The sequence below is a fragment of the Dyadobacter sp. AC419 genome (genome assembly GCF_979253085.1).
The window spans coordinates 80,060-104,010 of record NZ_CEEDCD010000027.1 but is presented as its reverse complement, the minus strand read 5'-3'; the positions used below and the strand labels follow the sequence as shown (position 1 = coordinate 104,010).

The following is a 23,951-nucleotide window of genomic DNA, read 5'->3' as shown; positions in this document are numbered from 1 at the left end:
AACACGACAGGAACAATGCTCACCACCAACCTCTCCGACGAACTGATCAGGGCCCTGCAAGTGGCCCAGGCCACAGCCCGCGACAACCGACATGCTACGTTCTCACCAGCACATTTGGTTGTGGGCTTGCTGCATAATGATGTGGGGCTGGGAGGCTTGCTGGCCAGTTGGGATGCCGACATTCAGTTTATCCGCGATTGGGCAGGTTACCGCATTGAGAAATATCCAAAATCGGCGCGCGTTACTGAAGAACCGGGTGGCGATGAAAAAGTGATGAAGACCATGGAGGTTGCCGATGTGGTGCGACTGAAACTCGGCGATCACGAAATTAGACCATTCGCGGTGCTAATAGCCATCAGCAGACCGGATGTGGCATTCAGCCTGAATGAGTTGAAGGCGTTCCCGTTCAATGAATTGTTTTTATTGAACAAGGCATTGGAACAGTCTAGCCAGGAAGAAACGAGTGAAAACGGTGTAAACATTGCCACGTCTCAACCGGTAACTGGCACCAATGCCGGCGCAGCTAAAGCCATTGCCCGTTTTTGTATAGATAAAATTGCATTAGCCAAGGCAGGAAAGCTGGATCCGATCGTCGGCAGGGAAAGGGAAACCCGGATGATGGTGGAGACATTAGGGCGAAGGACCAAACCCAATGTAATCATTGTGGGTGAGCCCGGCGTTGGAAAAACAGCCTTGGTTGAAGGGCTTACGCACCAGATTGTCAGTGGCAATATTCCGGGACATTTACAGAATGCAGCTCTTTTTCAGCTGGATATGGGCGCATTAATAGCCGGGGCGTCATACAAAGGCGAAGTGGAGGACCGGCTGAAAAACATTATAGCCGAGATCAAACAATTTCCCAGGGCGCTGCTTTTTATCGATGAAATCCATGTCCTGCTGGATCCGCAAGGCGGAGTGAGCGGATTAGCAAATCTATTAAAACCCGAGCTCGCCAGAGGTGAATTGACCGTAATTGGCGCCACTACGCTCGACGAATACAGAAAATACATGGAGCGCGACGAAGCATTTAGCCGGCGTTTTGAAATCGTAAAAGTGGAAGAGCCGGATGACGTCCGTGCGTGGAGAATGATTGAAAAAGTGGTCCCGCATTTCGAAAAACATCACGGATTATTTTTGGATCACGACGCTGTAAAAGAAGCGGTTACGTTGTCCAGAAGATACATTAAAGATCGTCGCCTGCCCGATGCAGCCCTTGATCTGATAGACCGCACATTGGCGGCAAGAAAACTCATGTCCGAGACAACGCAGGTTGAAATTGATTTGCTCAAAAAGGAGTTTCAGGCACTGATTACCAATGCTGACAACAATGCGATGGATGTTCAAATGGAAGATTTACGATGGTTTGAACAACAGCTCCACGACCGAATCAGTCCGGTTCTCCTGGGTCAGATTGAGGAATTGAATGATATCAAGAGTATTGATAATCCTGCATTGGCAAGCGAAATGCTTTCAGGTTTGTTGAAAAAAATTACATTCCAGGGGCAACAAAAAAAGGAGCTTGTTGACAAAACAGACATTGCGGCCGTTGTTGCCTACAAAACGGGCATTCCGTTGGGAAAGATCCAGGCCAATGAGCAAGATAAACTCTTACAGCTCGAAAACCATTTACGAAAAAGGGTGGTAGGCCAGGATACAGCCATTGAAATTATTTCAAATGCGATCCGGCAAAATCGCTCTGGTGTGGGAGAAACTGGTAAACCTGCTTCATTTTTTCTGCTTGGCCCTACCGGAACCGGCAAAACCGAATTAGCGAAAGCCGTCTCTGAGCTGCTTTTCAATGATGAAAAAGCCCTGATTCGGTTCGATATGTCCGAATATGCCGAAGAACACACCGTTTCGTTACTGAAAGGATCGCCTCCGGGATATGTTGGTTACGAAGAAGGCGGTCTGCTGGTCACAAGAATCAGGCAACAACCTTTCGCAGTCGTGCTTTTTGACGAGGTTGAAAAAGCGCATCCAAAGGTTTATGATATATTTCTCCAAATACTGGATGAGGGAAGATTGCACGACACACTGGACCGTGAAGGTGATTTTACCAATGCGATTTTGCTTTTCACTTCCAATATCGGCTCGCAGTTTATTGTGAAGGAGTTCAATGAGGGGAGGATACCAACGCAATCTGACCTGATCACCAATATGGAAGGCTATTTCCGCCCTGAGTTTTTAGGACGCCTGACCGGACTGACGCCATTTCGCCCGATTACGGAAGAAACAATTCAACGGATTTTCAATTTCCAGCTGCGGCCACTCCGCAAAAGCCTGGATAAGCTGGGCATCTGCTTATCCATTGAGGAAAGTGCTGAAAAAGCATTGGCTCTCGAAGGATACAACCCACAGTTCGGCGCACGCCCTATCCGGGCGGTTATCAGCAACCGGCTCAGACAGCCGTTGTCACAAATGATCATTTCCGGGCAGATAGGAAAAGATGGTAACGTAACGCTCCGGCTCGACGGAGATAATGCTTTCGTCTGGGATGTTGCCTGACAACAGTTGCGTATACGAATGCTCGTTACAACAATTTTTTAATAAAATTTTTGAAAACCATTTAACTAAAACATCATGGCAGGTCAGTTTGACTTTATTCGTCCGGGAGGCAATGTAGATCCGGATGCTAACAAAGGATATGAAAAAATCGAAGCGCTTCCGCCTTCCCGCACGCTCTATGTTTCAGCTTTCAACAACAGTCCGCAAAAGGAAAAGGTAACCGGTTTGGAAACCATGGAGTCTGTTTTCGAGCATTTCAAGCCCGAAGTGGACGCGGAATTTGAAGACGAAAACGGCGCGTCGGTTTCAGAAACAATCTCTTTCACGCAGATGAAAGATTTTTCTCCGGAGGGGATGTTAGAACAAAGCAACTTTCTAAAAGCAGGTTTCAGAAAAGGAATATAATTACGACCGTTTTTATAAAAATCTTAAAAACAACCGTCAGCTTCAGAAAGCATTGGCCGATCCAGAAACGCGCATCGCCTATCTCAATGCGCTGCAATCGATGATCCAAGAACTGAAAGAAAGTATTTAAACCCAAAGCAGCCCGTCAGGCTAAGGCTATCAATCATGACTAAACTACAAGAAGAAACCCAGAAAGTTGGGGAGGAAGCGGTATACCGTGATCCCACCGAAACCACGGCAGTCGCGGCTGCACCGCTAACTTTTCAGGACAGCATTGAGTTGCTGAAATCACTAGGCGGCTTCAAATTTATTGAAACCTCTGTCGAAGGTGTCCGGGACATGAACCCGCAAAAAGCAGGTGCAAAGGCCAATTATTTATCGGATGATGAAACATTGGATGAACGCCGTCAGTTGCTTAGCCGATTGGAACTTTGGGCCGATCTGATCAATGAAAGCGCTAGTGTGGATCAGATGCAGTCCAAAGCGCGAGCCGGACAGGAGCGTAACGAGAACTTGTTAAAACAAAATCAGGCAAAGATCCTCGAACAAACCAAGGAGCTCGAAGTCTCCTATCAAGGCTTGGCAACATTCATGCTGAATACCGAGCAGCGTGCCATTCCAAAACTTACCATTGTAAATGCGTCACTGGATCAAACAGCCGATATCAAAGACCGTGAAGTGCTCGATACGATCGACGAAGAGCTGCACAACAATTACCAGGTTTACGATTTGAGCGATAATTATTCGCTGATGGTAATCCCGGGATATATGGGCAAAAATACTGTGATCGACAGTTATGCCCGTGTTGCCAGCAAGCATAAAGTAATGATGATCACCGACTACGAGGATTTTACCGATGCCAAAACGGCCATTTCAGCATTTGAAAAAAACAAATTGGCAGATGCAAGTAACCACAAAGCAAACCTGCTAATGGCTTGCAACTGGCTGGTGGGACGCAAAGCGTATACAGAGCAAGGTGAGGAAGAAGCATTATACATTCCACCGTCAACCGCGCTGGCGGGCCGGATGCATTCCGTACTCATGTCGCAGCCGGTTGCCGGTGCCACTTACGGCATGTTAATGGGAGCAGACGGCACCCGTTTCAACATCGACCGCAATCAGGCGGGCGATATGAACCGCCTGGGCCTGATCCCAATGCTGTCTGCCTATGGAAAAGTGCAGGCGTTTTCAGACAGGACCATGTTTAATGGCGACAATGTAGGTCTGCAAACTTACTCCGTAGTGCGTGTTTTTGACTGGATCAACAAAGTGCTGGTCGATTTTCTGGACCGTTATGCGTTTCAGAACTGGACTTATGATACGGATGATAATTTGCAGATCCAGATCTCGAAATTTTTGAACAGCATTACAGGCTCGAAAAAGCTGATTAAAGATTATACGGTCAAAGGCATTAAACGCGATCCGAACGATATCAAGAACATCTTGCTCGATATTTCAATCACTCCGCATTTCTCTGCAAGAAGCTTTTTGGTAAGCTTGTCAGGCATGGACGGTAGCGAAGACTGGACTACCGAAATCAAATAAAGATTTAACACAATTCATTTTTCAACTTTTAACAATTAACTAGACATGGCTTTTGAAGCAACAGTATCTATCGACGGTGGCACTTCCCGTAAACTCCATCATTGTTCTTATTCGGTATCCCAGAGTGCAGATTATGTGACCGGAAAAACAACCTCAGAAGTGTTCGCAGGCAATGTTTCCCTGGTAGTGGAGGGGATTAAAGAGTCAGAATTCTGGAAATTGGCAATCCATCCTACAAAAAGAAGCAAGGGCAAAGTGATTTTCAAGGATCCTGCGGATATCAACAAAGATTTCAAAACAATCGAATTCGAGGAAGGCGCCGTAGTAGGGTACAGCGAATCCATGGACGCAGGTTCGTCGGGAACAATGACAGAGAACATCACGATTTCCTGTAAGAAGCTGACTGTGGATGGGGTGGCTTTTGAGAAGAAGTGGTAGTAGGATTTAAATATTTGACACGTGGTAGGTCTGATAATCAAATTTGCGAATCAGACCTGCGCATATAACATAGCTATTTAACTAAGACTCATGACTGCTCTGGAAATTAAGGCTAAATACGACAAGTTAATTACGCAACAACTCATCATAGCGGACGGCCTCAAATCAATGGAGGAAATAGAGAAGGAACTGAATTCAAATATTTCTGCGGCTCAATTTTGGGGAAATTTTGCTGTAACGCTTCAAGCTGTGCTTGTTCCACTAAACATAATCCTAAACGCATTTGAGGTGAAAGCAGCGCTATCATTGTATCAAATTACTGTCAAGACATTGTTTACAATTTATCAGCATTATGACATCCTCACAAGCGGCAGACCACAACAAATTCTGGAAATCCTGAAAAAATCGATCATTCGAGAAATTGAAAAAAAAGGTTTGACAGAGCTTGTTCCTGTTGCAAATATCTTTATTGGACTCGCTCAGGATACAATAACACTTCATGAAACTGCAAGCTCGGTTTTGGAGGGATCTTCCGAACAGCATAGGCTGCGAATTCAACGCAGCAAAGAGATCAATAAAGCGAAAACCGAATTGCTCAGACTACAAATTGAGTCGGACAGTATCAGGGCAAGTCTCCAAAAGGTAAAAAAGTAATTCAATTTCAGTTTCATTATCATTACCTTTTGATAAGATCATGTTGACAACAGGCCCAAACATAAGATACAACATAGCTGCACACGAACTGACATCCATTTTGGCTGTTGACTCAAAAACGGCGCTAGATGTATGTGATGGACTTAATGATGTAATGGAGCAATTCGAAATTAATCTTACTTCCACTCGAAGAAATGTATTTATATCTCAAATTGCCCTAGAGTCAGGCAACTTTAGGTTTACGCGCGAAGCAAGTGGTAGTCGGTATACCGCCAAAAGACTAAGGGAGTTATCTGCACCGGACAGCACTGGCAAACGCCAGGTTATGTGCTATGGTAAAATGAAATTCGATTTAAAGGGAGGATATGCAGGACTTATTAAGTCGGACAAAGGATTTCCATGTCTTGACGATCAACGCGAATTTGAAATATTTGACACCCTGTCACATAGGGATCAGATGAATATATTTTATGCCTACAAACCTGGACTTGGAAATACAGAAGAAGACGATGGTTGGAGATTTCTGGGTCGAGGTCTTTTACAGCTTACCGGTAGGGACAACTACACGAGATTCAACAGATTTCTGAGAAGGAAATCTGGAATGAGAGAATATAATGTGCTTTCAAATCCCGAGCTTCTGGAAGATGGAAAGCTCATGTTTTGGTCAGCCGGATGGTTTTGGAAAGATAAAAAGTTGAATAGAGTGATCGATAAGGGAGGAAAGAATTTAATTAGTACTGTATCATCATTAATCAACGGAGGTAATATCGCCCTTAGACACCGGATCAAATATTTCATCCAACTCGAGGAAGGCTTGGCAAGTGAAAACAACTCTTCCTCCGCAATAGTCACACTTTATCATGGGAGTATAAAGCACTACTCGGAAATATCAAAGACCGGTTTTCGGTTGGATAAACAAGATCCCATATGGGTGTCAAAAGAGTAGCACCTGCAGCGAAGAACGCCATTAATCCAGAGCGTATAAAGCTAGAAACCAATACCGAAGACGAACCCAATTTTGGAATTATAGAATCCAGAGTTCCTTCCGGAGAATATGAAGAGATCCTAAAATGCAATGAACGACTTTACAAAGGATTTTTTGGGGCAAATCTGCAATCTTCGGAAATAGTTCTCCGAACCATTGAGCAAAAACGTCTTTTTAATAGGTACATAAAACGTTTCTAGTAGTTGAATTGAATTTAACGTTTCAAAACACAAAAATGGCTACTAAGGAGAATAGCATTGAGACTTCAAAAGTTAAAATGACAATTGGGAATATGAGCATTGATGAATTTATTGATCTAACGCTCGATCAACCTTTCGATAATCATCACAATTTAATAATATCACTTAGATTGGATTATGTTGAACAGCTTTTTGGCAAACATACAGCAACAACTACGGTTACATTAAAAGAGGTTTGCGAAAAGTGGGTAAGCCAGAAAATTTCATTCAGAATAAGGAGAGGACCTGTTACGGCAAGAGGAGAGTTTACTCCCAAATCTGAAAAGACCTTCATCGGAATCGTCACGGCAATACAGTTGAATAAGAAGGACGCAGTAAATAATACAGTTGTACTTTCCGCAATGAGCCCGACCATTCTTCTGAATACCGGTACAAATACAAAGTCTTTTGAAAACCAAGACTTAAAGTTCAATTTTGAAGCATTTGATTCAGCCTCTTATCGCCTTTGGAGGGAATTATCAATTAAAACCAGCCCACGAAAAAAAAATATCCTACATTTCCCAATACCAAGAAGATACGTACAATTTTATTTATCGTCTCGCCGAATCCTTCGGTGAATGGTGCTACTATGATGGAGAAAAGTTTATTTTCGGGAAAAAAGGTCGAAATGCTTAAAGAAGAAGTGGTTCTTGAATATGGTAGTAATTTAAAGCAAATCGATTTCAAAGCCCAATTGGTGCCTCTAACCCATGAAGGCCGGTATTTCCATTACCTTTCAAAAGATAGAAAATCTTTCCGGGCGAAATCAGATGCTGAACAAATAGAGGGATTGGGAGAAGATGCGAAAGTTCTATACAATCTATCCAAACATACTTTTGCGAACGAAAATACAGATTTATCCTTTCATGGAAATGAAACACTGGATTCGCTAAAAATGTCGGTAAGGCTGCGGAAGAATGAGGCATCTAACCACTTGGCGACTTTGCGAGGTTTGAGCACGGAGCTTGGTATATCCTTAGGAGGTAAGACAAAGATAATAGACGATGTTGAAGAGAACGGAATTTTGAAAAGGACTGACTTTTACGGATCCTTTGTGGTTACCAATGTCAGGCACTATGTTGATTCCCGTGGCTATTACAGCAATTCATTTGAAGGAGTGCCCCAAGACGCTTCCTATCCGCCGGTCGACTACCGCTTGTTATACCCCAAGGCCGAGTCGCAGCCTGCGAAGGTTGTGGATACAGACGACCCTGAAAAGATGGGCCGCGTGAAAGTGCAGTTTTACTGGCAGAAAGAAGGCGAGACAACGCCGTGGATCCGGGTGGCTTCGCTGATGAGTGGTGATAAGAACGGGATTTATTTCACGCCGGAAAAAGATGAAGTTGTTTTTGTTGATTTTGAATTTGGAAATCCGGATCTGCCCTTTGTCCGCGGTTCCATGTATCATGGAAATGTGAAGCCCGGAGACAAGCTTTTTGAGCCCCAGAACAATTATAAGGGTATTATTACCCGGGGAGGAAATCACATTATCATTGACGACACCAGCGGAAAAGAAGAAATCAGGATTTATAATAAGGACAACAAAAATGAGCTGGTGCTTTCGATGAACGGCAACCCACATGTGTCTGTAAAAAGCAAGGGGAAGATCACGCTGGAAGCAGAGGAGATCGAAATGAAAGCCAAAACAATCCGAATGAAGGCTGACCAGAACTGGAAGTGCTGAGGGTAACCAGGTGCAAATTGAAGGCAACGAAGTAAATGTGGAAGGGAAATCGCAAACGTCGGTGAAAGGGGGTCAACTTGCCCTGCAAGGCGAAGGACAGGCATTCTGAAGGCGAAGATGGTCAATATAAACTAGCCGATGCAAACTTTTTACTCACTACCGGTTGATTTTGGCGCTTTAATGCGCAATGAACGCTCGCAGAAGAGTAATCTGCGCGAATCGATCAGGAGTTACATTTACCTTGTTCTGGTCACAAAACGTGGAGAGTGGCGTTACGATGATCAATTTCAATGCCTGCTGTGGGAAAAGGATTTTGAACAAACCGATAACCTGAACCATTGGCTCGACGATGTGAAGGAAGATATTCGGAGATCGGTCCATCAATACGAAACGAGGCTCCGGATATACAATGTGGATGTGGAGAAAGATGAAATCCAGGAGAAAAACAGGGAGGATAAGGTGACCCGGATCCGCAACCGCATTAATATCAAAATCCGGGGAACGATCATCAGCACTGATGAAAATTTTGAAGAAAAATTTCTAATGTTCTTTGGGCCGATCACAGTAGTGTGAAAGGGTTAGCCGTTAAAAATTAGAACAATATGTCACTTATCCAAACCAGACAATCTATCAAACTTCGCCTGCAGTCTGAGGCTGCGAAGCAGTGGGGAATGGATGAAGCCGACCTGAAAAACGGTGCGTTCGATCCGCTTGTGGATTTGCTTTTCGGAGCCTTCTCGGTGGAGATGGAGAAGATTTGGCAGGAAATGGAGGCTTCGCGCGGCCGGATCGTCAAGAGAATGGTCGAGACGGTTTTACCGGAAGTGGTGACTGGGATTGTGCCTGCACACACTGTGATCAAGCTCGGCGACGATGGCACTAAAAGAAGCATCGCTATGACAGACCAGTTTAGTAGTTCGGGAAGTGAGGGAACCACATTTTGTCCTGCGGAAAACTACACACTGGAAGGTGCAAATGTCAGGATAATGGCATCAGGGAGCCATATTGACCTGATCACAGGGGAATGCTCCCGACAAAGGATAGTCCAATTACAGGCCGGAAAGCAAATAACAGCAAATACGTGCTGGCTGGGCGTTGAACTTCCAAAAGACGCTGCACCCGAAACGCTGCGGTTGTTTTTTAACTGGCCATCTATGGGGGACCAAATCAAAAACATTCCTTATGTGTCATCAATAGTTTTTTTTCATCAGGATGGTCAGACAAAAACGATAGTACCGCTTGCTTTTCAAACCGGAATAGTTGCCAATCAGTCAAAATTGGGAACATATCAAAACGAAGCGCAGAATGTTCATGCCTACTACCGGCAACATTTTATCACGCTGGATCCCTTGCCATCCGGTCTCAAATCCATTGTAAGAAATTATCCCGCTGAATGGGAAGCATTGTTGGACGACCAGGCCAAAGGGTTGTTTTCGGAGCAATTGGTTTGGTTCAAATTGGTTTGTCCGGCTTCCATTTCGCAGGATGCACTCGATAACATGCTCGTACTGACAAACTGCATCCCTGTAATAAACCGAAAACGGGTGCACCAGCGCGGAAGATTGCAAGCACTGTTCAATGTGTATGCGCTGAAAGATGAAAACGGGTTCCTGGGGATCGATCAGGTACTGAACGGTGATGGCGAAGAGCTGAAATCCGCAAGTAGCAACGGCCAAGCGAACAATACATATACGCTTCGTCGCCGCAATGTGGCCCGTTTTGATAAACGGGATGCTTTTGAAACGCTGTCGGATTTATCCGCAAAAATGCGGGATGATCTTGCGGCATTTGATGCGCTTGATAATTCGATCCTCTCCGGCCATCTGGAACAGATCAACCGCAGCATTCTGAAGATGAACGAGCATTTGGCGTCCTTTGAATACGAGTTGCCTCAGATTTATCTGACAGCCAATACCAGGTCCGCTGGTAACATTCTGGATATTTATTTCTGGACCTCGCGTGGGAGTGCCGGAAATGGTTTGCCGGCGCTGACGAATTTAAACGCGGAGCCTGCCAATAGTCACAAATTTGAAAATGTTTACCTCGTGTTGCCTAGTATAGGCGGTGAAAATGCGCTGGACGAGACGGCCATGCGAAATGCGTTCCGCGAAGCTATGCTGACGCGGGGAAAAGCGGTGACGATCGAAGATTTCCGAACCATTACGCGAAACCTTCCAGGATTATTTGCAAGCGAAGTACAGGTCCGTAAAAAGCTTGACATGGGAGAGCCATTGAAAGAAGGCGTACGCAAAATCATTGAAGTAATGATCACGCCGGATGCAGGACGTAATCTGGCAGAAGATTATTGGATAAGGCAGGCCAGCCTCGTTAAGAATATTTTGACGCAACGTTCAACGGGCGTTATTCCACTCTTTGTTTCAGTAAAAGGATATAACTGGAAGGTATAATGGACAGTGTTAGTTTTTCAGAAATGCTGAGGCAAATGCCTGTCGACCTTCGGTCTGAGGTGGTTACAAGAGAACTTATCGATGCTGGCTTTTCAGATCCTGATCGGACGTTTATTGTGCCTCGTGAGGCGTTCAAGCGATCTTATTCCAGGGAAGTGAGCGTGCTGGAAGATGAATTTGAAACCGTCGAAGAAACTAAAAAAGCAATCCGGATTATCGCCGCGAAAGAGGGCATGGTGGATATGATTCCATCGGGGTTGTTTTACCAGCCAAGTGCCGGCCGCGAAAGATCCGAGCAGGTTATGCTGGAAGATGCAGAGACGCAGGCAACGGGTTTCGGTCAGGCGCAACATTTTTTGTTCCCATTTGATGTGGAGGCTGGAAGGGTTCGCGTCGAATTTGAAAGGTTTGAAAATCAATTGGCCGCAAATGCGGACTTCGCTTTTGACGATCAGATTTTCGAATTGCTCTGGCCAAATCTAGATCTCGAATTGGATGTATATCAGAAGTCAGCATTACTGGATCTGGGATTTCGGTTAGGCCATATCGCAGGCGACTTGGGTCAAGTTGCAGCTGAAATTGAAAAAATCCTGCAAGTTCCTGTGCGTATCAGGCAAGCGGAAAAGCAGGAAAAAGAAGAACCTCCCGCATTGATGCCGCTTGGAAAAAGTATCCTGGGTATGAGCTGGGCACCGTTTGAAGGTTTCGCAGACACAGAAAACATCCTTCTGGAAATCGGGCCTTTAAACTACACCGAAATGCCGCATTTCAGACATCACGAGCCGGAAGGAAAGAATTACAGGCTGCTTAAATTTCTTTGTGATATGTTGCTGCCGGTTGAGATTTCATGGCAAATCGTGCTTGTTCCGGGTAAGCCTGCATTTGTAATAGGCAAAAAAAATGAACTGTGTATATTGAGCTATTCCACCATATTAGGCTAATGAACAAACTGTTATGCATCTCACATTATCTTCCATCTTACCTGCTTTAACCGCGTTCGGCGCAGGCCTTGTTACAATATGCCTTTTGTTTTATGTTGGTAAAAAGCCAAAAGGAATTGTACGTCTCGTGATCTGGATTTTTTGGACCATGCTGCTTTTTTCAGTCGTTGCATTTGCAAGCACGCGCGTGGAAGCATTTACCGGTCGGTTTGCCATTTTATCTTGCGGTGCATTTTTGCTGGGATTACTTTATCTCATCCTGGCACCGCTGACGCTGGATTGGTGGAAGAGAACAAATCTGTATGATGTTTTTTTTCTAAACCTGACGCTATTGTGTTTTGGGATTTCCGGCAGCTTACTAATCTATCAATTGACTATTGCGGAAGAGAAAACAACATTGTTAATGCAGGCAACATTCGTTTTTGCGCTTCCGGCGCTGGCGCTTAAGGCGTACGATTATTGGATGTTGATCCCTTCTAAAAAATATAAATCCTGGATATATCCGGTGCATGAGCCGGTTCCCAGATTATTACCGGTGGACACGATCAAGGTAAGCATGAATTTCACGCCTGTGCCGGGCTCTGCGCAGGGACCTTTTGAAGGATATGAGGTGGAATATCCTTCGAATGTATCATTAGGAGACCTTTTTCACTATTTTATTTCCTTTCACAACAAGCACCGCGAATACCGCAAAAAGCCAATCCAGTTCATGACCGATGATCATCGACCTCTTGAATGGGTCATGTTTAAGTATACGCACGGCAAGAAGAAAATTTACCTTAACACCGATAAATCGCTTATTGAAAACAAGGTAGGGCCTAATGAAATGATCTATGCAGCCAGTCTAAAGAGATAAATATGAAACTTCCAGGTATAAAATATCAATTTGTAAACTGGCGCGATGGAATGAAAATCACCCAGCAGCACCTTACGGCAAGCGACTATGCCGTTAGGGATGCGATTCGTGACAGCAGCGCCCTTCATCTCAATGGGCATAACTATGGTCTGTTGGCAAGTGAAAACGGTTCGGGAGCGGGGTTGCAAATAAGCGTCATGGGCGACACCATCAGCCTCCTAGGTTGCCGCGCGATCACACCTGGCGGGATCAGGGTGGAGTGGGAAGCGAATGAAGACACAGAAGCTGCCAGCCTTTCGCTGCTAGATTATAAAAACCGTTTGGGTGGCGGCGGATTATTTTATGTTGTGTTAAGAATCTCACTTTCTGGCCAGGTGGAAAATGGCGATTACGACACCGATGAAGTGCCGCTGCGTAGACCATTTATGGCTCTAAAACCCATGTTGGAACTATTGCCGGTGTACGAGACCCTCGCCGATGCATTCAGTATTCCGGTTTTTAGGGTGCGTTTTGAAGGACAGCTTTTTGTGCCGGATTACGATTACATTCCGCCGACGACCGGTGTTTTCGGTGAAAATTTGCTCTGGTATTATGAAACCTGCGGCAAGCAGATCCATAGTTTGCAGCAGACCAGCATCCAGATCATGCGGAAGATCAATGGAATGCAATCTCAGTCGCCCGTGGCCCGCGACGTTTTTCAACTAGCTCAATGCATGGTGCAAACCGGCTTACAGGTAATTGACGAGTATAAATTAATTTCCAGAGAAATGCCGCCGGTTTACTTCATCCATGGGCTGGTTCGGTATGCGAGGGGAATCAGGACGACCCTAGACTGCCTTTCAGAAAACAGTTCTGCGAGGCTCTACCAATATCTCCGAAACAATGTCGGCGGGACGACCAAATTCAACATGCATGTTCCCGAGGTTTCGAAGTCGTTGATGGATTCTATGATCGATAGTGTTTTGACACACCAATACGATCATAATGATTGCAACCTGTTGCTGGACAGCATCAAAGGCTTCCTCGATTTTCTTGAATTTGTATTGCAAAGCCTGCTGGCATTACCCTATGTCGATGCAGCGAAATGGGATATTGCGTAACACTTGATAGTAAAAAACAATGGGACAACTTGCAGCACGAGCGGGCGATCCGCATTCCTGTCCAATGGTAACCGGGCTTGTGCCACACGTAGGCGGGCCTGTTATGCCGCCCGGGGCAGTTACAGTAAAAATTGGTGGCATGCCCGCAGCCCGGGCATCGGATTTATGCAGTTGTGCCGGCCCTCCGGACACCATTGCCAAGGGATCGATGACCGTTACGATCGAGGGGAAACCGGCAGCAAGAATGGGTGACCCGACTGCGCACGGCGGCAGCATCACAATGGGTTGCCCGACGGTTAAAATTGGTAGATAAATGAATCAAAATGAAATACTATGAGCCGGTCCAATTGGTTTTTGACGACTAACATGCCGATTTTCGGTGTGGTACTGACCCTGTTTTTTTACTACAACAAAACCGTCCTGGAGCGCCTGCGAACAGGCCCTGGGAACCTGGTTAGTCAAAAGGAATTCGTGAAAGAAAGCACGGTGCTGGATAGCCTGTTCAAGAACTACAAAATAGCGGCAGCCCGTAAAGATGAAGCTGCTCTTGTTGATTCGGAGCTGAGACTAAACGATCAGTTGAATGAGATGAAAGGTCACTGTAATCAGGGATCGCTTATGAATGACATTGCTTGCAAGCTGGTCAATAATTACAGGTTACGTATACAACTTATCGTTGCATCAGGTCAGTTAAAGGACCAGAGTTCCGATCAGACTCAAAACCTCAAAAAGCGCATTGCTGAACTCGAAAAATCAAATGAGCAGATCCGTTTACAAAATCAAATGGTCCAGCAAGCCATTCTTAACCTTCCCTAGCTATGAAACCCATCAACTATCAGGAAAGAAACCGTAAAATCATTTTATTCTGCTCGATTTATTTGACCGCCTTTATACTATTGATCTATTGGCTCATGCTGCTATTTATTTCTGCCCCAAAAGTACAGGCAGAGCGGCAACAAGCAGGAAAAGAAGAGCTCCGGACGGTCCTGGATTACACCAATGAAGCAGATTCACTCGTAGTCAAAATTCAAAGACAACGGGATCTCGAAATGAAAACACTTGCCCCTTTTTTCAAATGGACAAATGATTTGAAGGAAGCATATCCCCAGCCGCTTTATAAGTTGGTTCTTGACAGTTATTCGGATTTGATCACTGAGACGGTTCAATCTAGAAGAGGCAACAGCTCATTAGCAAATGCAAACGAAAAAATTAATGGACTGAGGAGGGAAGAATTTGCTTTGAGAAAAGAAAACGAAGATTTAAAGGAGCAATTAAGTGCTGCAAAAAGCATGAAATAATATGTGAAATTGTCTGCAAGGACAAATCAAGCACTGAAGTTTCAAAATACGGCATATGACGTATTTTTTTGAATATCAACACAATCTACATTTGGTACGATGTAAATATTCAAAGGCACCCATCTATTTCTTGTAATCATGAGAACCTATACCTTAGTGTCACTAAAAAGACTACTGTTGTCAGCAACATTATTGATTTTCGCTACCTGCCAGGAAAAAGAACCACCTCCCTTACCGATTGCCAATTTCGAATTTTTCCCGCAGGAAAACCTAGTTGCCCCTGTTGAAATTAATTTTAGGAACACCTCTCAAAATGCCAACAGCTACACCTGGGTTACAAGTGATGGCGAATCCATTGATGCCAAAGATGTGATTTTAACAGTACGTTCTGCTACAACGATAACGGTAACCCTGACTGCTGCTGGAGAAGGAGGCTCGGATAGTTTCTCGAAAACAATAACTATTGCAGAAAATCCGGCCGCAAACGAGGACCTGACCGTTGCTGATTTTTCATATAGTCCGTCAGAAATTACACTCGAGGATAATGTTTTTTTTACTAACAAATCCATTAATGCAGTGTCTTTTGCGTGGGATTTCTCAGACGGTACGACTTCTTCCGAAAGGAGTCCTATTAAGAAATTTTCCGAACCGGGAAATTATACGGTTAAATTAAAAGCCACGGGAAATAACGGTACAACAAGCGAGGTGTCCAAAAATATTGCGGTAACACAATACAGTGCAAAAGTTTCTTTCTTTACCAGAACCGATTTTGACGCGGGCAAAATTACCGTTGGAATGGTCAATGGACCAATGGCTTCTGCTCAGGTTACCAAAGTATATTCAAATGGTATATCCTGTGAACAAAACGACGTCTGGATGAAAACGGGGCCAAAATCATTTCAATGGTATGCGGAATCCGAGAAAGGTTTTAAGTGGGCTGGTACGGAACAACTGGTGGCTGGCCAATGCCATCCCATTGAGCTAACTAGGGATAATATGATTAATGGCATTGTCACCTTCTGGACAAAGTCAGATCTCAAAGTTGGTAAAATTAAAGTCGTGGTTAATGGCATTGATCAAGGTTTAATAACGCAGTATCATACGCAAGGAATAAATTGCGGATATGGCAATGTCAACGCCAAATTATCCGCTGGAATGTACAGATTTAAGGCGGTTGCAGATGACGGCACTACATGGGAAGATAACATCACAATTGACAAGGGCATGTGCAAAAGCCAGGAACTGAAGAAAGATCAACCTTCCGAACCAGAGTGTGACTGGAATACGTACTCAAACGCTGATTTTTTGTCTGTGGAACAAAAATGGGGCTTTTGTGGCGCAGATGGAGTTTCGGTTAGAATTACAAACAAAGCAAATATACGGCTGGAAATATTCGGTGCCATCGAGAAGATAGGTGGAAAATGGGATGTCTTTGCATTTGCTGTTGATCCCGGTAAAAACAACACCTATTGGAGTTGCAAGAATACCGGAAAAGTTAAAGTCTGGGCAATGTCAAAAGTGTTATTCCAAAAAAATAACTGTTCCTATCCAAAACCATAATTCAGCTATCCGAAAGTATCCTCTTTGATGAAGTGTGCATCATATCCCAGTATTTATGTGTCGAAATAGGTTATCAAAGTCGAAAAAAAAATCAGTAAACTAGCCGATACTATTAAAAACATTACACTCGTCCTTCTGCTACTTTCATTACTTTGTTTGACTTATTGCTCTCAAAAAAGATGAAAAAGGTTTTAGCGCCGACGAGAAAAGAATCATCAATAGGCAGCACTTATGATAAATGGTTAGCAGCGGAATATTATGGATATTGAGAAATACGAGAATTTATCTATACCATTCCAGTTACGGTGCCACTTTCAAATAGACAACACATCATGCTCTGCGTTGCTCGCATCGATAATTTTTGCAGGATGTTAAAGGCTACGATGTAAATAAGCTATTGTGTTTGGGAACAATTGCAACACCCTTTTTCAAAGGGTTTCGAACTCCCGGAGAAAAGGGATTCGAACCATGAAAATCAATTAAAATTAACCATTTTTTGCCATTAAAAACTAATGTTGTAATTTTAGAGTGAAATTGAATTGCTATCAATTGAATATCAGCAAGTTATGTCAATATGCGGGTTAGCTTTTGAGTGTATGTCTTAAATCATGGAACAGGGAAATGGAGACTGATAACTTATTGCAAATCAGTTGTTTATGTCGCAAGTTCGAATCCCTCTCTTACCTAATACTCGAAAGAAACCCTCCACTCTTCCTGTCTATTGCAAGTCCACAACCTACTTTTATAACCGTAACGTAAATAACCAAATAAACACTCGTCCAACCAGCAATCTTTTCTCACTTCACACCGATAAAACAGCTTTCCAAACAACCACAAAAACTCAAATCTCTCAAACTAAAAGATCTCCCATCTCCAACACCGCAATCGCCAAATCCAAACAGCATCCCCCTAAATCCCCACGCACCCAAAAAGCACCTCCCCAAACAAAATCAACAACAAACATCATCGCCAAGAACGTCCGACATTAACAATTAATGTCCGTTTCCGCACACTACACAAACAGCAAATCACCCTTAAAAGCCCCTTAACAAGCATTCTCCATCTTGGCAAAGTATTTGTTCTGCATAATTTGAACTAATGGATTGGGTTGATGAAAAGAACATTCTTGGGGGAGTTTGAGGAGATTGTTTTATTGGTGGTTGCGGCATGCGCGGATCCTGCCTATGGTGTTAATGTGTGGGAAAGTATACAGCAGGCTACCGGGCGCTCGATCACTTTGAGCGCGGTGCATGCGACCTTGTACAGATTGGAGGAAAAGGGATTTTTGACTTCCGAAATGGGTGGTGCAACTGCGGAAAGGGGAGGGCGCAGAAAGCGGTTTTTCACCATCACAAACCTGGGAAGCCGCGCATTACAGGAAATCCAGCTCATACGCCAACAACTTTGGCAGTCCATTCCGCAAGAGAAGCTGCAAACGAAACTAAGCTTTTCCTAGCCATGAAAAATAGCCGGAACGAGCCGCCAAAATGGATTGACAATGTCCTCAGATTTATTATCGCGCCCCATTTTCGTGAAGATGTCTTGGGTGACCTGCACGAAGTATTCACCATCAACACAAAAAATAAAGGTTTGAAGAGAGCCAGACTGTCTTATTTGCTTGCAGCTCTCCGCTACATCACGCCGTATTTTATCAGAAGAAAACCAAGCCCGTATTCGTCCACTTATCTATTTAGCCCTGAAATGATCGAAAACTATTTTAAAATCGCATTCCGGACCCTGGCCAAAAACAAGGCTTACGGTTTCATCAACATTACCGGTTTGGCATTGGGAATGGCCGTGGCAATCCTCATCGGCCTGTGGGTCCACGACGAACTTTCTTATGATCGTAATTTCAAAAACTATGATCAGATTGTCCAGGTTATGCAGCATCAGACCCGGAACGGTGAAATTGGGACGCAGTTTTCTTTGCCGTATCCACTTGCTGGTGAGCTGCGTAGCAATTACGGAAGCGATTTTAAACATATCATAATGTCGTCGTTCATAACTCCGCATGTGCTTGCGTCGGGCGATAAAAAAATCAGTAAATCGGGCGGCTATATTGAATCGGCTGCTCCGGAAATGCTTGCACTGGAAATGCTGAAAGGAACAAGAGCCGGTTTGCAGGATCCATATTCGATTATGTTGTCCGAATCCGCTGCGAAAACTTTTTTCGGTGATGCTGATCCAATTGAAAAAGTGATCAAGATGGACAACAAGCTCAACCTGAAAGTAACCGGGGTTTATGCAGACCTTCCTCACAATTCATCGTTCAGACAGCTCGAATTTCTCGCCCCCTGGTCACTATACGAGGTTGAGAATTCATATCTAAAAACAATTGAAGATCCATGGCGTCCGAATAACTTTCTGATTTTCGCCCAACTCAATTCGAATGCTGACCTGGATAAGGTTTCTGCCAAAATCAAGGATGTCAAAAAAAGGCACATCAGGAAGGAGCAGCAAAAGTTCAAACCGGACTTGTTTCTCAACCCGATGAGCAAATGGTATTTGTATTCCGAGTTCAAAAACGGTCAGCGTGTGGGTGGAAGGATCAGCAATGTCTGGTTTTTAGGCATTATCGGGTCATTTGTATTGCTTTTGGCCTGCATTAACTTCATGAATCTCAGCACTGCAAGGTCGGAGAAGAGGGCGAAAGAAGTAGGGATAAGGAAAGCAGTCGGGTCTGTGCGTAATCAATTAATTATCCAGTTTTTTAGTGAATCTTTTTTGGTGGTAGCTTTCGCTCTTTTAGTTTCCATTGTATTGGTTTTTCTGATCCTTCCATTTTTCAATGAGGTCGCCGATAAAAAGCTCGAAATATTGTGGACGCAGCCACTTTTCTGGTTAATAGGAATTTGTTTTAGTTTGTTCACTGCATTGATAGCAGGAAGTTATCCCGCACTTTACCTGTCTTCTTTTCAACCTGTCAAAGTTTTGAAAGGAACATTTAAAGCTGGTCGTTTGACAGCCACTCCCAGGAAAATGCTTGTCGTTGTCCAGTTTACAGTGTCCATTGCCCTGATCATCGGCACTATTGTCGTTTATCGTCAAATTCAGTTTGCAAAGGACCGGCCGGTTGGGTATGATCAGAATGGTTTGGTGACCATTTACTTAACAACACCTGACATTCACACGCACTTTGATGTGGTGCGGAATGACCTTAAAAAGGCAGGGGCGATTGAGGAAATGGCTGAATCCAGCAGTCCAACAACAAACTTGTGGGCTTCCACCAGCGGAATTGCATGGAAGGGAAAAGATCCAACGATGTCCGTAGACTTCGACTATAATGAAGTTTCATACGATTATGGCAAAACCGTTGGCTGGAAATTTATCGATGGCCGCGATTTCAGTCGTGACTTTGCAAGTGATTCAGTCGGTCTGGTCATTAATAAAACTGCAATGAAATTCATGAATCTGAAAAATCCGGTCGGAGAAGATCTGCGATGGTTTGATACGCCCGTAAAGATCATTGGTGTGATTGACGATATGCTCGTCAGTTCGCCTTATGAGCCGATTAAGCCATTGATTTACAGCCTTTCCAAAACACAGGGCGGCGTCGTTACATTAAAAATAAAACCCGGCGCCAGCACGTCCACTGCACTTGCCAACATTGAATCCGTCTTCAAAAAGTATGATCCGGGCGTTCCTTTTCAGTATAGTTTTGTAGACCAGGATTATGCTGCTAAGTTTTATGAAGAGGTCCGTATCGCCAAGCTGACAACATTTTTTGCCATTCTCGCCTTAATGATCAGTTGCCTTGGACTCTTTGGTGTGGCATCTTTCATTGCAGAGCAAAGGACGAAAGAGATAGGCGTGAGAAAAGTATTAGGTGCAACGATCATGAATGTTTGGGCAATGCTTTCAAAAGAATTTGTCATCCTCATCTGCATTGCGTTTCTGATCGCTGCGCCACTTTCTTATTATTTCTTAAATGGCTGGCTGGAAAAATACACTTACCGTACAGAAATATCCTGGTGGATTTTCATAGCGACTGGTTTTGGTAGTCTGCTCATTACATTGCTTACCGTCAGTTTTCAGGCGATTAAGGCTGGTCTTATGAACCCGATCAAAAGTTTACGGACGGAGTAGGGCAGGGGAGTGACTATTTACCGTTAACAATCTCCAAAGCTCTCTCCAAAAGTTCATCCCTTCCTGCCGCAACGCCTTTGATCGTAGGTTTCACTTCAATGTCCGGAACGATGCCGATTTGTTGCGTTTCTTTTCCGTCAGGATAGTAGATGCCGATTCCGCTGATGCCGGTGCGGATGTTGCCGGGCAGTACAATTGGTGAAAGATTACCGTCAGCGGCGGCTGTTGTGCTGCCGATGATGGTGATGTTTGGTGCCGTTGAAAAGGCCATTGAAGTGTATTCTGCCTGACTTTGCGTAATTTCATTTACGATTAACACGACTTTGCCTTTGTAATAATCTGCGTTCGTTTTGCCAATTTTAAGCTCGGGTGTGAATGTGAACTGACCTGGCATTTTTGAGCTTCCTACTGTGAATTTTACAAATGCACGCGCTTCTGGCAACAAGTAAGGTGCAAATGTAAACACCATGAAATCAGAAGGATAACATCTCATGTCAATGATCAAACCTTTCGTCTTTGCTATTTCAGGCTGGATAACCGGTAAATAATCATTTTTAAACTTGCCTGGAAACAGATAGGCGACATCCGGCTGGATCAGTTTGAAACAGGTGTCTTTCTTGTTATAGTTAGCGTAAATGTTGATTTGCTCTTTGTCATGCGCAGGAACTTTCAAATCCATCATTTTGGATCCGCGCTTAACGCGAACGGATATTATTGCATCGTTGCTGCGCAGCAAATTCGGTGCTACGTTTCTCAGCCTTGTCGGCATGTTAGACGCAGCGGTGTAAGGCAGCTTTTCTTTAATGATCTCACTTACGTTTTTCCCATTGATCTGTTCAATCACATCACCGACTTTTAACCCGGATTTTTCTCCAAGAGCGGCATTATAATAATCCGTAACGACAGGCTTCCCTTCCACAAACGACAGCTGTGCAGCAGCATAACGGTTGCCAAAATACGTGTCCAGCGAAGGGCTTTGATTGTAGACATTGGCGTGCGTGTCTTTTACTCTTGTAATCAGTTCAAGCGCCGCTAATTTATAAGCGGTTTCATCGCCGGCATTCACAAACTTTGGTATAAATTCAAGCAGCAACGCGTGCCAATCTTCCTTGATCAAATGCTTATAAGGGAAAAAGTATTCGATCATATTCCAATAACGGAACAAACACACCACCCTGAAAGCCGCGTCGGGATAGGGCATATCAGCGTAAGGGTTTTCATTTCTGAAATCCGGGTTGCCTACGGGTGCTAAACCCATGTAATAGCCGTCATCCGTGCGGGCGGCGTTCTTGATCGTATCCAGCAATGCTTCGACCTCTTTGCCAAAACCCGCATTTTTCATCCATTCCAACGATGGCTTCAACACTGCGTCATCTGCAACTGCATACTTCTCATCGCCTTTAACAGGCCCTAATTTCGAGATCCATTTAAAAAGTGCATTTTGTTTTTCAGCCGCTGAAACATTGGCGGCAACCATCGCCAGGATTCGGATCAATTCATAATCCCAGTTAACATCGCCATTGGCAATGGCTGGATGATGATATTTCAGAAAACCCCAAAGCTTTCCAATGTTAGCCAGTTCACTCACTTGCGCAGGTGAAAGCTTACCAATCTTAAAACCTGATCCGTTATCAAACTCTTTGTCAAAAGTCGCCGCCGCCGGCTTCTTTAATTGAGCTTGTTCTATTGGCTTTCCATCAAGCAAAATCTCAAACTGGTCTATCCACAGTGAACCCTTTCCTACAAGCAATGCCCCGACGTGTATTTTGGCGGCGTTCGATGGATAAGGCAACTTAATGCTGTATTGTTTCCACTCCTGCGTCCCTTTGATGCCTCTGCTTTGCATGTTATCAAATCTCAGGACGCCGGAATTGCCATCAATGCGTAACATTAATCCTGCCGCGCCCACAACATCTTGCAACTTGATAAATCCTTTCAGCTCAATTTCTTTGGCGTCATAAATCGCGGGCAAAGTGGCTGCTACACTACCAAAAGTGCCGTTCTTTATTTCCTCGGGAGCTTGAAGAAGGATGGATCGCTCACCTTGGTTTTTTTCAACCGTATCGCTAGTAACCAGATAGCCCGTTCCCCATTGCAGCCATCCCGCAGGCAGTTTTTGCCCAGCAGCAATTTTTTCAAAACCAAGATTAAAGTCAGTGTTCTCCTGTGCCAGGACGAATTGTGAGACAAAAAGAAGGATGATCAGATAAAGTTGCTTGTGCATGATCAATGACGATTGGTTACAGCTGACAAAACCGCTCTCGCCGTTTTTTTACTGTAACCGAAGGTAATTAATGCGCAAGAAGCTTACGGATAGAGATTTCCGTGGACCTTGAATTTGTGATTCTCAGATGCATTCTGAATGGCCAGGACACCATTGTAATCCATAACGCCATTAGCACCTTTGGTCTCCTGACGGATCGTCAGCTGGGCATTGTGCTGTTCTCCCGAAAAGTAAATGGTAAATCCTTTCCGTTCCTTCACAGTGATTGTATGCTCAACAACGATCTTTTTGCCATTGATAAAGAAATAACCCTTTTTCAATGGTGTGGCTATAAAAACATACTCGTTTTGCGTGAGCGGTGTAGAAGCTAAACTGAAATAATAGCCGGAAGATCCTTTAACCGGACTTACATCAAATACAGATAGCGACAGCGAATCGCGTGAAGCAGCGGCGAAATTGGGCGTCGTTAAATTGAGGCTGAGGCTGACAAAGAGTAGAGAAAGGAGCATAGTGAGTAAATATTTGGGTCAAAATGAATGTGATAAGTCAGTCTGCCCGGCTTTCGCTTAGCAACATATTCGAACTATTCGGCTCTTGACCAGGATTGGTATGTTCGGTCCTTGCCTTCTTCAACCAAAGGCAGAGCAACAACAAAACAGAGGCTATTAGTAAAGTACTTTTATTTCTAGTAATCATGTGGATAGTGCGAACCTTGTTATATGCACTATTACTACAAATTTCATGCCGTAATTTTTGAGATTTGGAGAGCCGCTGAGTTACAAAACCCCATATCGGTTACAATAAGAAAGATTATTGTTGTTTTGAAGTTTAAACGATGATTTGTAAAGAGCGTAAAATTTGATGAAAATAAGCTAAGTGTGATAACTTAGAATATTTATAAATTACTCAGATCATTTAAGACTCTATTATGCTAACGTAAGCGCTGCAATGCTGATCAATTTCCCCAGCACATTCGGCAGTTTCTCAGGCAAATCCCAAGTGCCATAGTCCATTAACGATAGC

At 44.1% G+C, this 23,951-nt stretch carries 21 protein-coding genes; 19 read left to right on the top strand and 2 right to left on the bottom strand.

Features of this window, described 5'->3' with window-relative positions; translation table 11 throughout:
• Positions 1–15 precede the first annotated feature (15 nt).
• The 19 genes from AC0IYG_RS25275 to AC0IYG_RS25185 all read left to right on the top strand — a co-directional run bounded on the left by AC0IYG_RS25275 (position 16) and on the right by AC0IYG_RS25185 (position 20,704).
• Entirely contained in the window at positions 16–2,505 is a 2,490-nt protein-coding gene (locus AC0IYG_RS25275) for an ATP-dependent Clp protease ATP-binding subunit (RefSeq protein ID WP_471713857.1), read from the top strand.
• Between the two features lie 75 nt (positions 2,506–2,580).
• Entirely contained in the window at positions 2,581–2,910 is a 330-nt protein-coding gene (locus AC0IYG_RS25270) for a hypothetical protein (protein ID WP_471713856.1), read from the top strand.
• 165 nt (positions 2,911–3,075) lie between these two features.
• Positions 3,076–4,455, top strand: a complete 1,380-nt coding sequence (locus tag AC0IYG_RS25265; protein WP_471713855.1) for a type VI secretion system contractile sheath protein TssC — start codon at positions 3,076–3,078, stop codon at positions 4,453–4,455.
• Between the two features lie 45 nt (positions 4,456–4,500).
• Positions 4,501–4,893, top strand: a complete 393-nt coding sequence (tssD, locus tag AC0IYG_RS25260) for a type VI secretion system tube protein TssD (protein ID WP_471713854.1) — start codon at positions 4,501–4,503, stop codon at positions 4,891–4,893.
• 90 nt (positions 4,894–4,983) lie between these two features.
• Positions 4,984–5,547 (top strand): hypothetical protein, encoded by a 564-nt coding sequence (locus AC0IYG_RS25255; RefSeq protein ID WP_471713853.1) that lies wholly within the window; start codon positions 4,984–4,986, stop codon positions 5,545–5,547.
• A gap of 40 nt (positions 5,548–5,587) precedes the next feature.
• On the top strand, positions 5,588–6,493 hold the full coding sequence (locus tag AC0IYG_RS25250) for a glycoside hydrolase family 19 protein (RefSeq protein WP_471713852.1): 906 nt from the start codon (positions 5,588–5,590) through the stop codon (positions 6,491–6,493).
• A 274-nt stretch (positions 6,494–6,767) separates the two neighbouring features.
• Positions 6,768–7,349, top strand: coding sequence for a hypothetical protein (locus AC0IYG_RS25245; RefSeq protein ID WP_471713851.1), 582 nt, complete (start codon positions 6,768–6,770; stop codon positions 7,347–7,349).
• A gap of 11 nt (positions 7,350–7,360) precedes the next feature.
• Complete coding sequence (locus tag AC0IYG_RS25240; protein ID WP_471713849.1) at positions 7,361–8,455, top strand: phage baseplate assembly protein V; 1,095 nt, start codon at positions 7,361–7,363, stop codon at positions 8,453–8,455.
• Positions 8,456–8,593: 138 nt separating this feature from the next.
• A complete protein-coding gene (locus AC0IYG_RS25235) occupies positions 8,594–9,028 on the top strand; it encodes a GPW/gp25 family protein (protein ID WP_471713848.1) in 435 nt (144 codons plus the stop codon).
• A gap of 29 nt (positions 9,029–9,057) precedes the next feature.
• Complete coding sequence (locus AC0IYG_RS25230) at positions 9,058–10,863, top strand: hypothetical protein (RefSeq protein ID WP_471713847.1); 1,806 nt, start codon at positions 9,058–9,060, stop codon at positions 10,861–10,863.
• The gene (locus AC0IYG_RS25225; protein WP_471713846.1) at positions 10,863–11,804 is read left to right on the top strand and encodes a hypothetical protein; all 942 of its coding nucleotides are present in this window, start codon (positions 10,863–10,865) and stop codon (positions 11,802–11,804) included. The genes AC0IYG_RS25230 and AC0IYG_RS25225 overlap by 1 nt, the downstream gene beginning before the upstream one ends.
• A gap of 13 nt (positions 11,805–11,817) precedes the next feature.
• Positions 11,818–12,660: a TssN family type VI secretion system protein gene (locus AC0IYG_RS25220; RefSeq protein WP_471713845.1), complete on the top strand. Its 843-nt coding sequence runs from the start codon at positions 11,818–11,820 to the stop codon at positions 12,658–12,660.
• A 2-nt stretch (positions 12,661–12,662) separates the two neighbouring features.
• A complete protein-coding gene (locus AC0IYG_RS25215) occupies positions 12,663–13,760 on the top strand; it encodes a hypothetical protein (RefSeq protein ID WP_471713844.1) in 1,098 nt (365 codons plus the stop codon).
• Positions 13,761–13,779: 19 nt separating this feature from the next.
• The gene (locus tag AC0IYG_RS25210; RefSeq protein WP_471713843.1) at positions 13,780–14,073 is read left to right on the top strand and encodes a PAAR domain-containing protein; all 294 of its coding nucleotides are present in this window, start codon (positions 13,780–13,782) and stop codon (positions 14,071–14,073) included.
• 20 nt (positions 14,074–14,093) lie between these two features.
• The gene (locus AC0IYG_RS25205) at positions 14,094–14,576 is read left to right on the top strand and encodes a hypothetical protein (RefSeq protein WP_471713842.1); all 483 of its coding nucleotides are present in this window, start codon (positions 14,094–14,096) and stop codon (positions 14,574–14,576) included.
• 2 nt (positions 14,577–14,578) lie between these two features.
• Positions 14,579–15,058, top strand: a complete 480-nt coding sequence (locus tag AC0IYG_RS25200) for a hypothetical protein (protein ID WP_471713841.1) — start codon at positions 14,579–14,581, stop codon at positions 15,056–15,058.
• 177 nt (positions 15,059–15,235) lie between these two features.
• Complete coding sequence (locus AC0IYG_RS25195; RefSeq protein WP_471713840.1) at positions 15,236–16,618, top strand: PKD domain-containing protein; 1,383 nt, start codon at positions 15,236–15,238, stop codon at positions 16,616–16,618.
• A 1,111-nt stretch (positions 16,619–17,729) separates the two neighbouring features.
• Complete coding sequence (locus AC0IYG_RS25190) at positions 17,730–18,074, top strand: PadR family transcriptional regulator (protein ID WP_471713839.1); 345 nt, start codon at positions 17,730–17,732, stop codon at positions 18,072–18,074.
• A gap of 2 nt (positions 18,075–18,076) precedes the next feature.
• Positions 18,077–20,704, top strand: a complete 2,628-nt coding sequence (locus AC0IYG_RS25185) for an ABC transporter permease (protein ID WP_471713838.1) — start codon at positions 18,077–18,079, stop codon at positions 20,702–20,704.
• A gap of 13 nt (positions 20,705–20,717) precedes the next feature.
• On the opposite strand, the gene AC0IYG_RS25180 is transcribed toward AC0IYG_RS25185, so the two are convergent.
• Together AC0IYG_RS25180 and AC0IYG_RS25175 are read right to left on the bottom strand one after the other, a co-directional pair.
• Positions 20,718–22,928: a S41 family peptidase gene (locus AC0IYG_RS25180; RefSeq protein WP_471713837.1), complete on the bottom strand. Its 2,211-nt coding sequence runs from the start codon at positions 22,926–22,928 to the stop codon at positions 20,718–20,720.
• 83 nt (positions 22,929–23,011) lie between these two features.
• On the bottom strand, positions 23,012–23,437 hold the full coding sequence (locus AC0IYG_RS25175; RefSeq protein ID WP_471713836.1) for a hypothetical protein: 426 nt from the start codon (positions 23,435–23,437) through the stop codon (positions 23,012–23,014).
• Positions 23,438–23,951: the final 514 nt, after the last annotated feature.

Excerpts from the sequence above, each read along its gene's own strand:
- AC0IYG_RS25175 (WP_471713836.1), bottom strand. The coding sequence starts at position 23,437 with ATGCTCCTTTCTCTACTCTTTGTCAGCCTCAGCCTCAATTTAACGACG.
- AC0IYG_RS25245 (WP_471713851.1), top strand. The coding sequence starts at position 6,768 with ATGGCTACTAAGGAGAATAGCATTGAGACTTCAAAAGTTAAAATGACA.
- AC0IYG_RS25210 (WP_471713843.1), top strand. The coding sequence starts at position 13,780 with ATGGGACAACTTGCAGCACGAGCGGGCGATCCGCATTCCTGTCCAATG.
- AC0IYG_RS25240 (WP_471713849.1), top strand. The coding sequence starts at position 7,361 with ATGATGGAGAAAAGTTTATTTTCGGGAAAAAAGGTCGAAATGCTTAAA.
- AC0IYG_RS25255 (WP_471713853.1), top strand. The coding sequence starts at position 4,984 with ATGACTGCTCTGGAAATTAAGGCTAAATACGACAAGTTAATTACGCAA.
- AC0IYG_RS25235 (WP_471713848.1), top strand. The coding sequence starts at position 8,594 with ATGCAAACTTTTTACTCACTACCGGTTGATTTTGGCGCTTTAATGCGC.
- AC0IYG_RS25220 (WP_471713845.1), top strand. The coding sequence starts at position 11,818 with ATGCATCTCACATTATCTTCCATCTTACCTGCTTTAACCGCGTTCGGC.
- AC0IYG_RS25250 (WP_471713852.1), top strand. The coding sequence starts at position 5,588 with ATGTTGACAACAGGCCCAAACATAAGATACAACATAGCTGCACACGAA.
- AC0IYG_RS25215 (WP_471713844.1), top strand. The coding sequence starts at position 12,663 with ATGAAACTTCCAGGTATAAAATATCAATTTGTAAACTGGCGCGATGGA.
- AC0IYG_RS25205 (WP_471713842.1), top strand. The coding sequence starts at position 14,094 with ATGAGCCGGTCCAATTGGTTTTTGACGACTAACATGCCGATTTTCGGT.
- AC0IYG_RS25275 (WP_471713857.1), top strand. The coding sequence starts at position 16 with ATGCTCACCACCAACCTCTCCGACGAACTGATCAGGGCCCTGCAAGTG.
- AC0IYG_RS25190 (WP_471713839.1), top strand. The coding sequence starts at position 17,730 with ATGAAAAGAACATTCTTGGGGGAGTTTGAGGAGATTGTTTTATTGGTG.
- AC0IYG_RS25230 (WP_471713847.1), top strand. The coding sequence starts at position 9,058 with ATGTCACTTATCCAAACCAGACAATCTATCAAACTTCGCCTGCAGTCT.
- AC0IYG_RS25200 (WP_471713841.1), top strand. The coding sequence starts at position 14,579 with ATGAAACCCATCAACTATCAGGAAAGAAACCGTAAAATCATTTTATTC.
- AC0IYG_RS25270 (WP_471713856.1), top strand. The coding sequence starts at position 2,581 with ATGGCAGGTCAGTTTGACTTTATTCGTCCGGGAGGCAATGTAGATCCG.
- tssD (WP_471713854.1), top strand. The coding sequence starts at position 4,501 with ATGGCTTTTGAAGCAACAGTATCTATCGACGGTGGCACTTCCCGTAAA.
- AC0IYG_RS25180 (WP_471713837.1), bottom strand. The coding sequence starts at position 22,928 with ATGCACAAGCAACTTTATCTGATCATCCTTCTTTTTGTCTCACAATTC.
- AC0IYG_RS25225 (WP_471713846.1), top strand. The coding sequence starts at position 10,863 with ATGGACAGTGTTAGTTTTTCAGAAATGCTGAGGCAAATGCCTGTCGAC.
- AC0IYG_RS25265 (WP_471713855.1), top strand. The coding sequence starts at position 3,076 with ATGACTAAACTACAAGAAGAAACCCAGAAAGTTGGGGAGGAAGCGGTA.
- AC0IYG_RS25185 (WP_471713838.1), top strand. The coding sequence starts at position 18,077 with ATGAAAAATAGCCGGAACGAGCCGCCAAAATGGATTGACAATGTCCTC.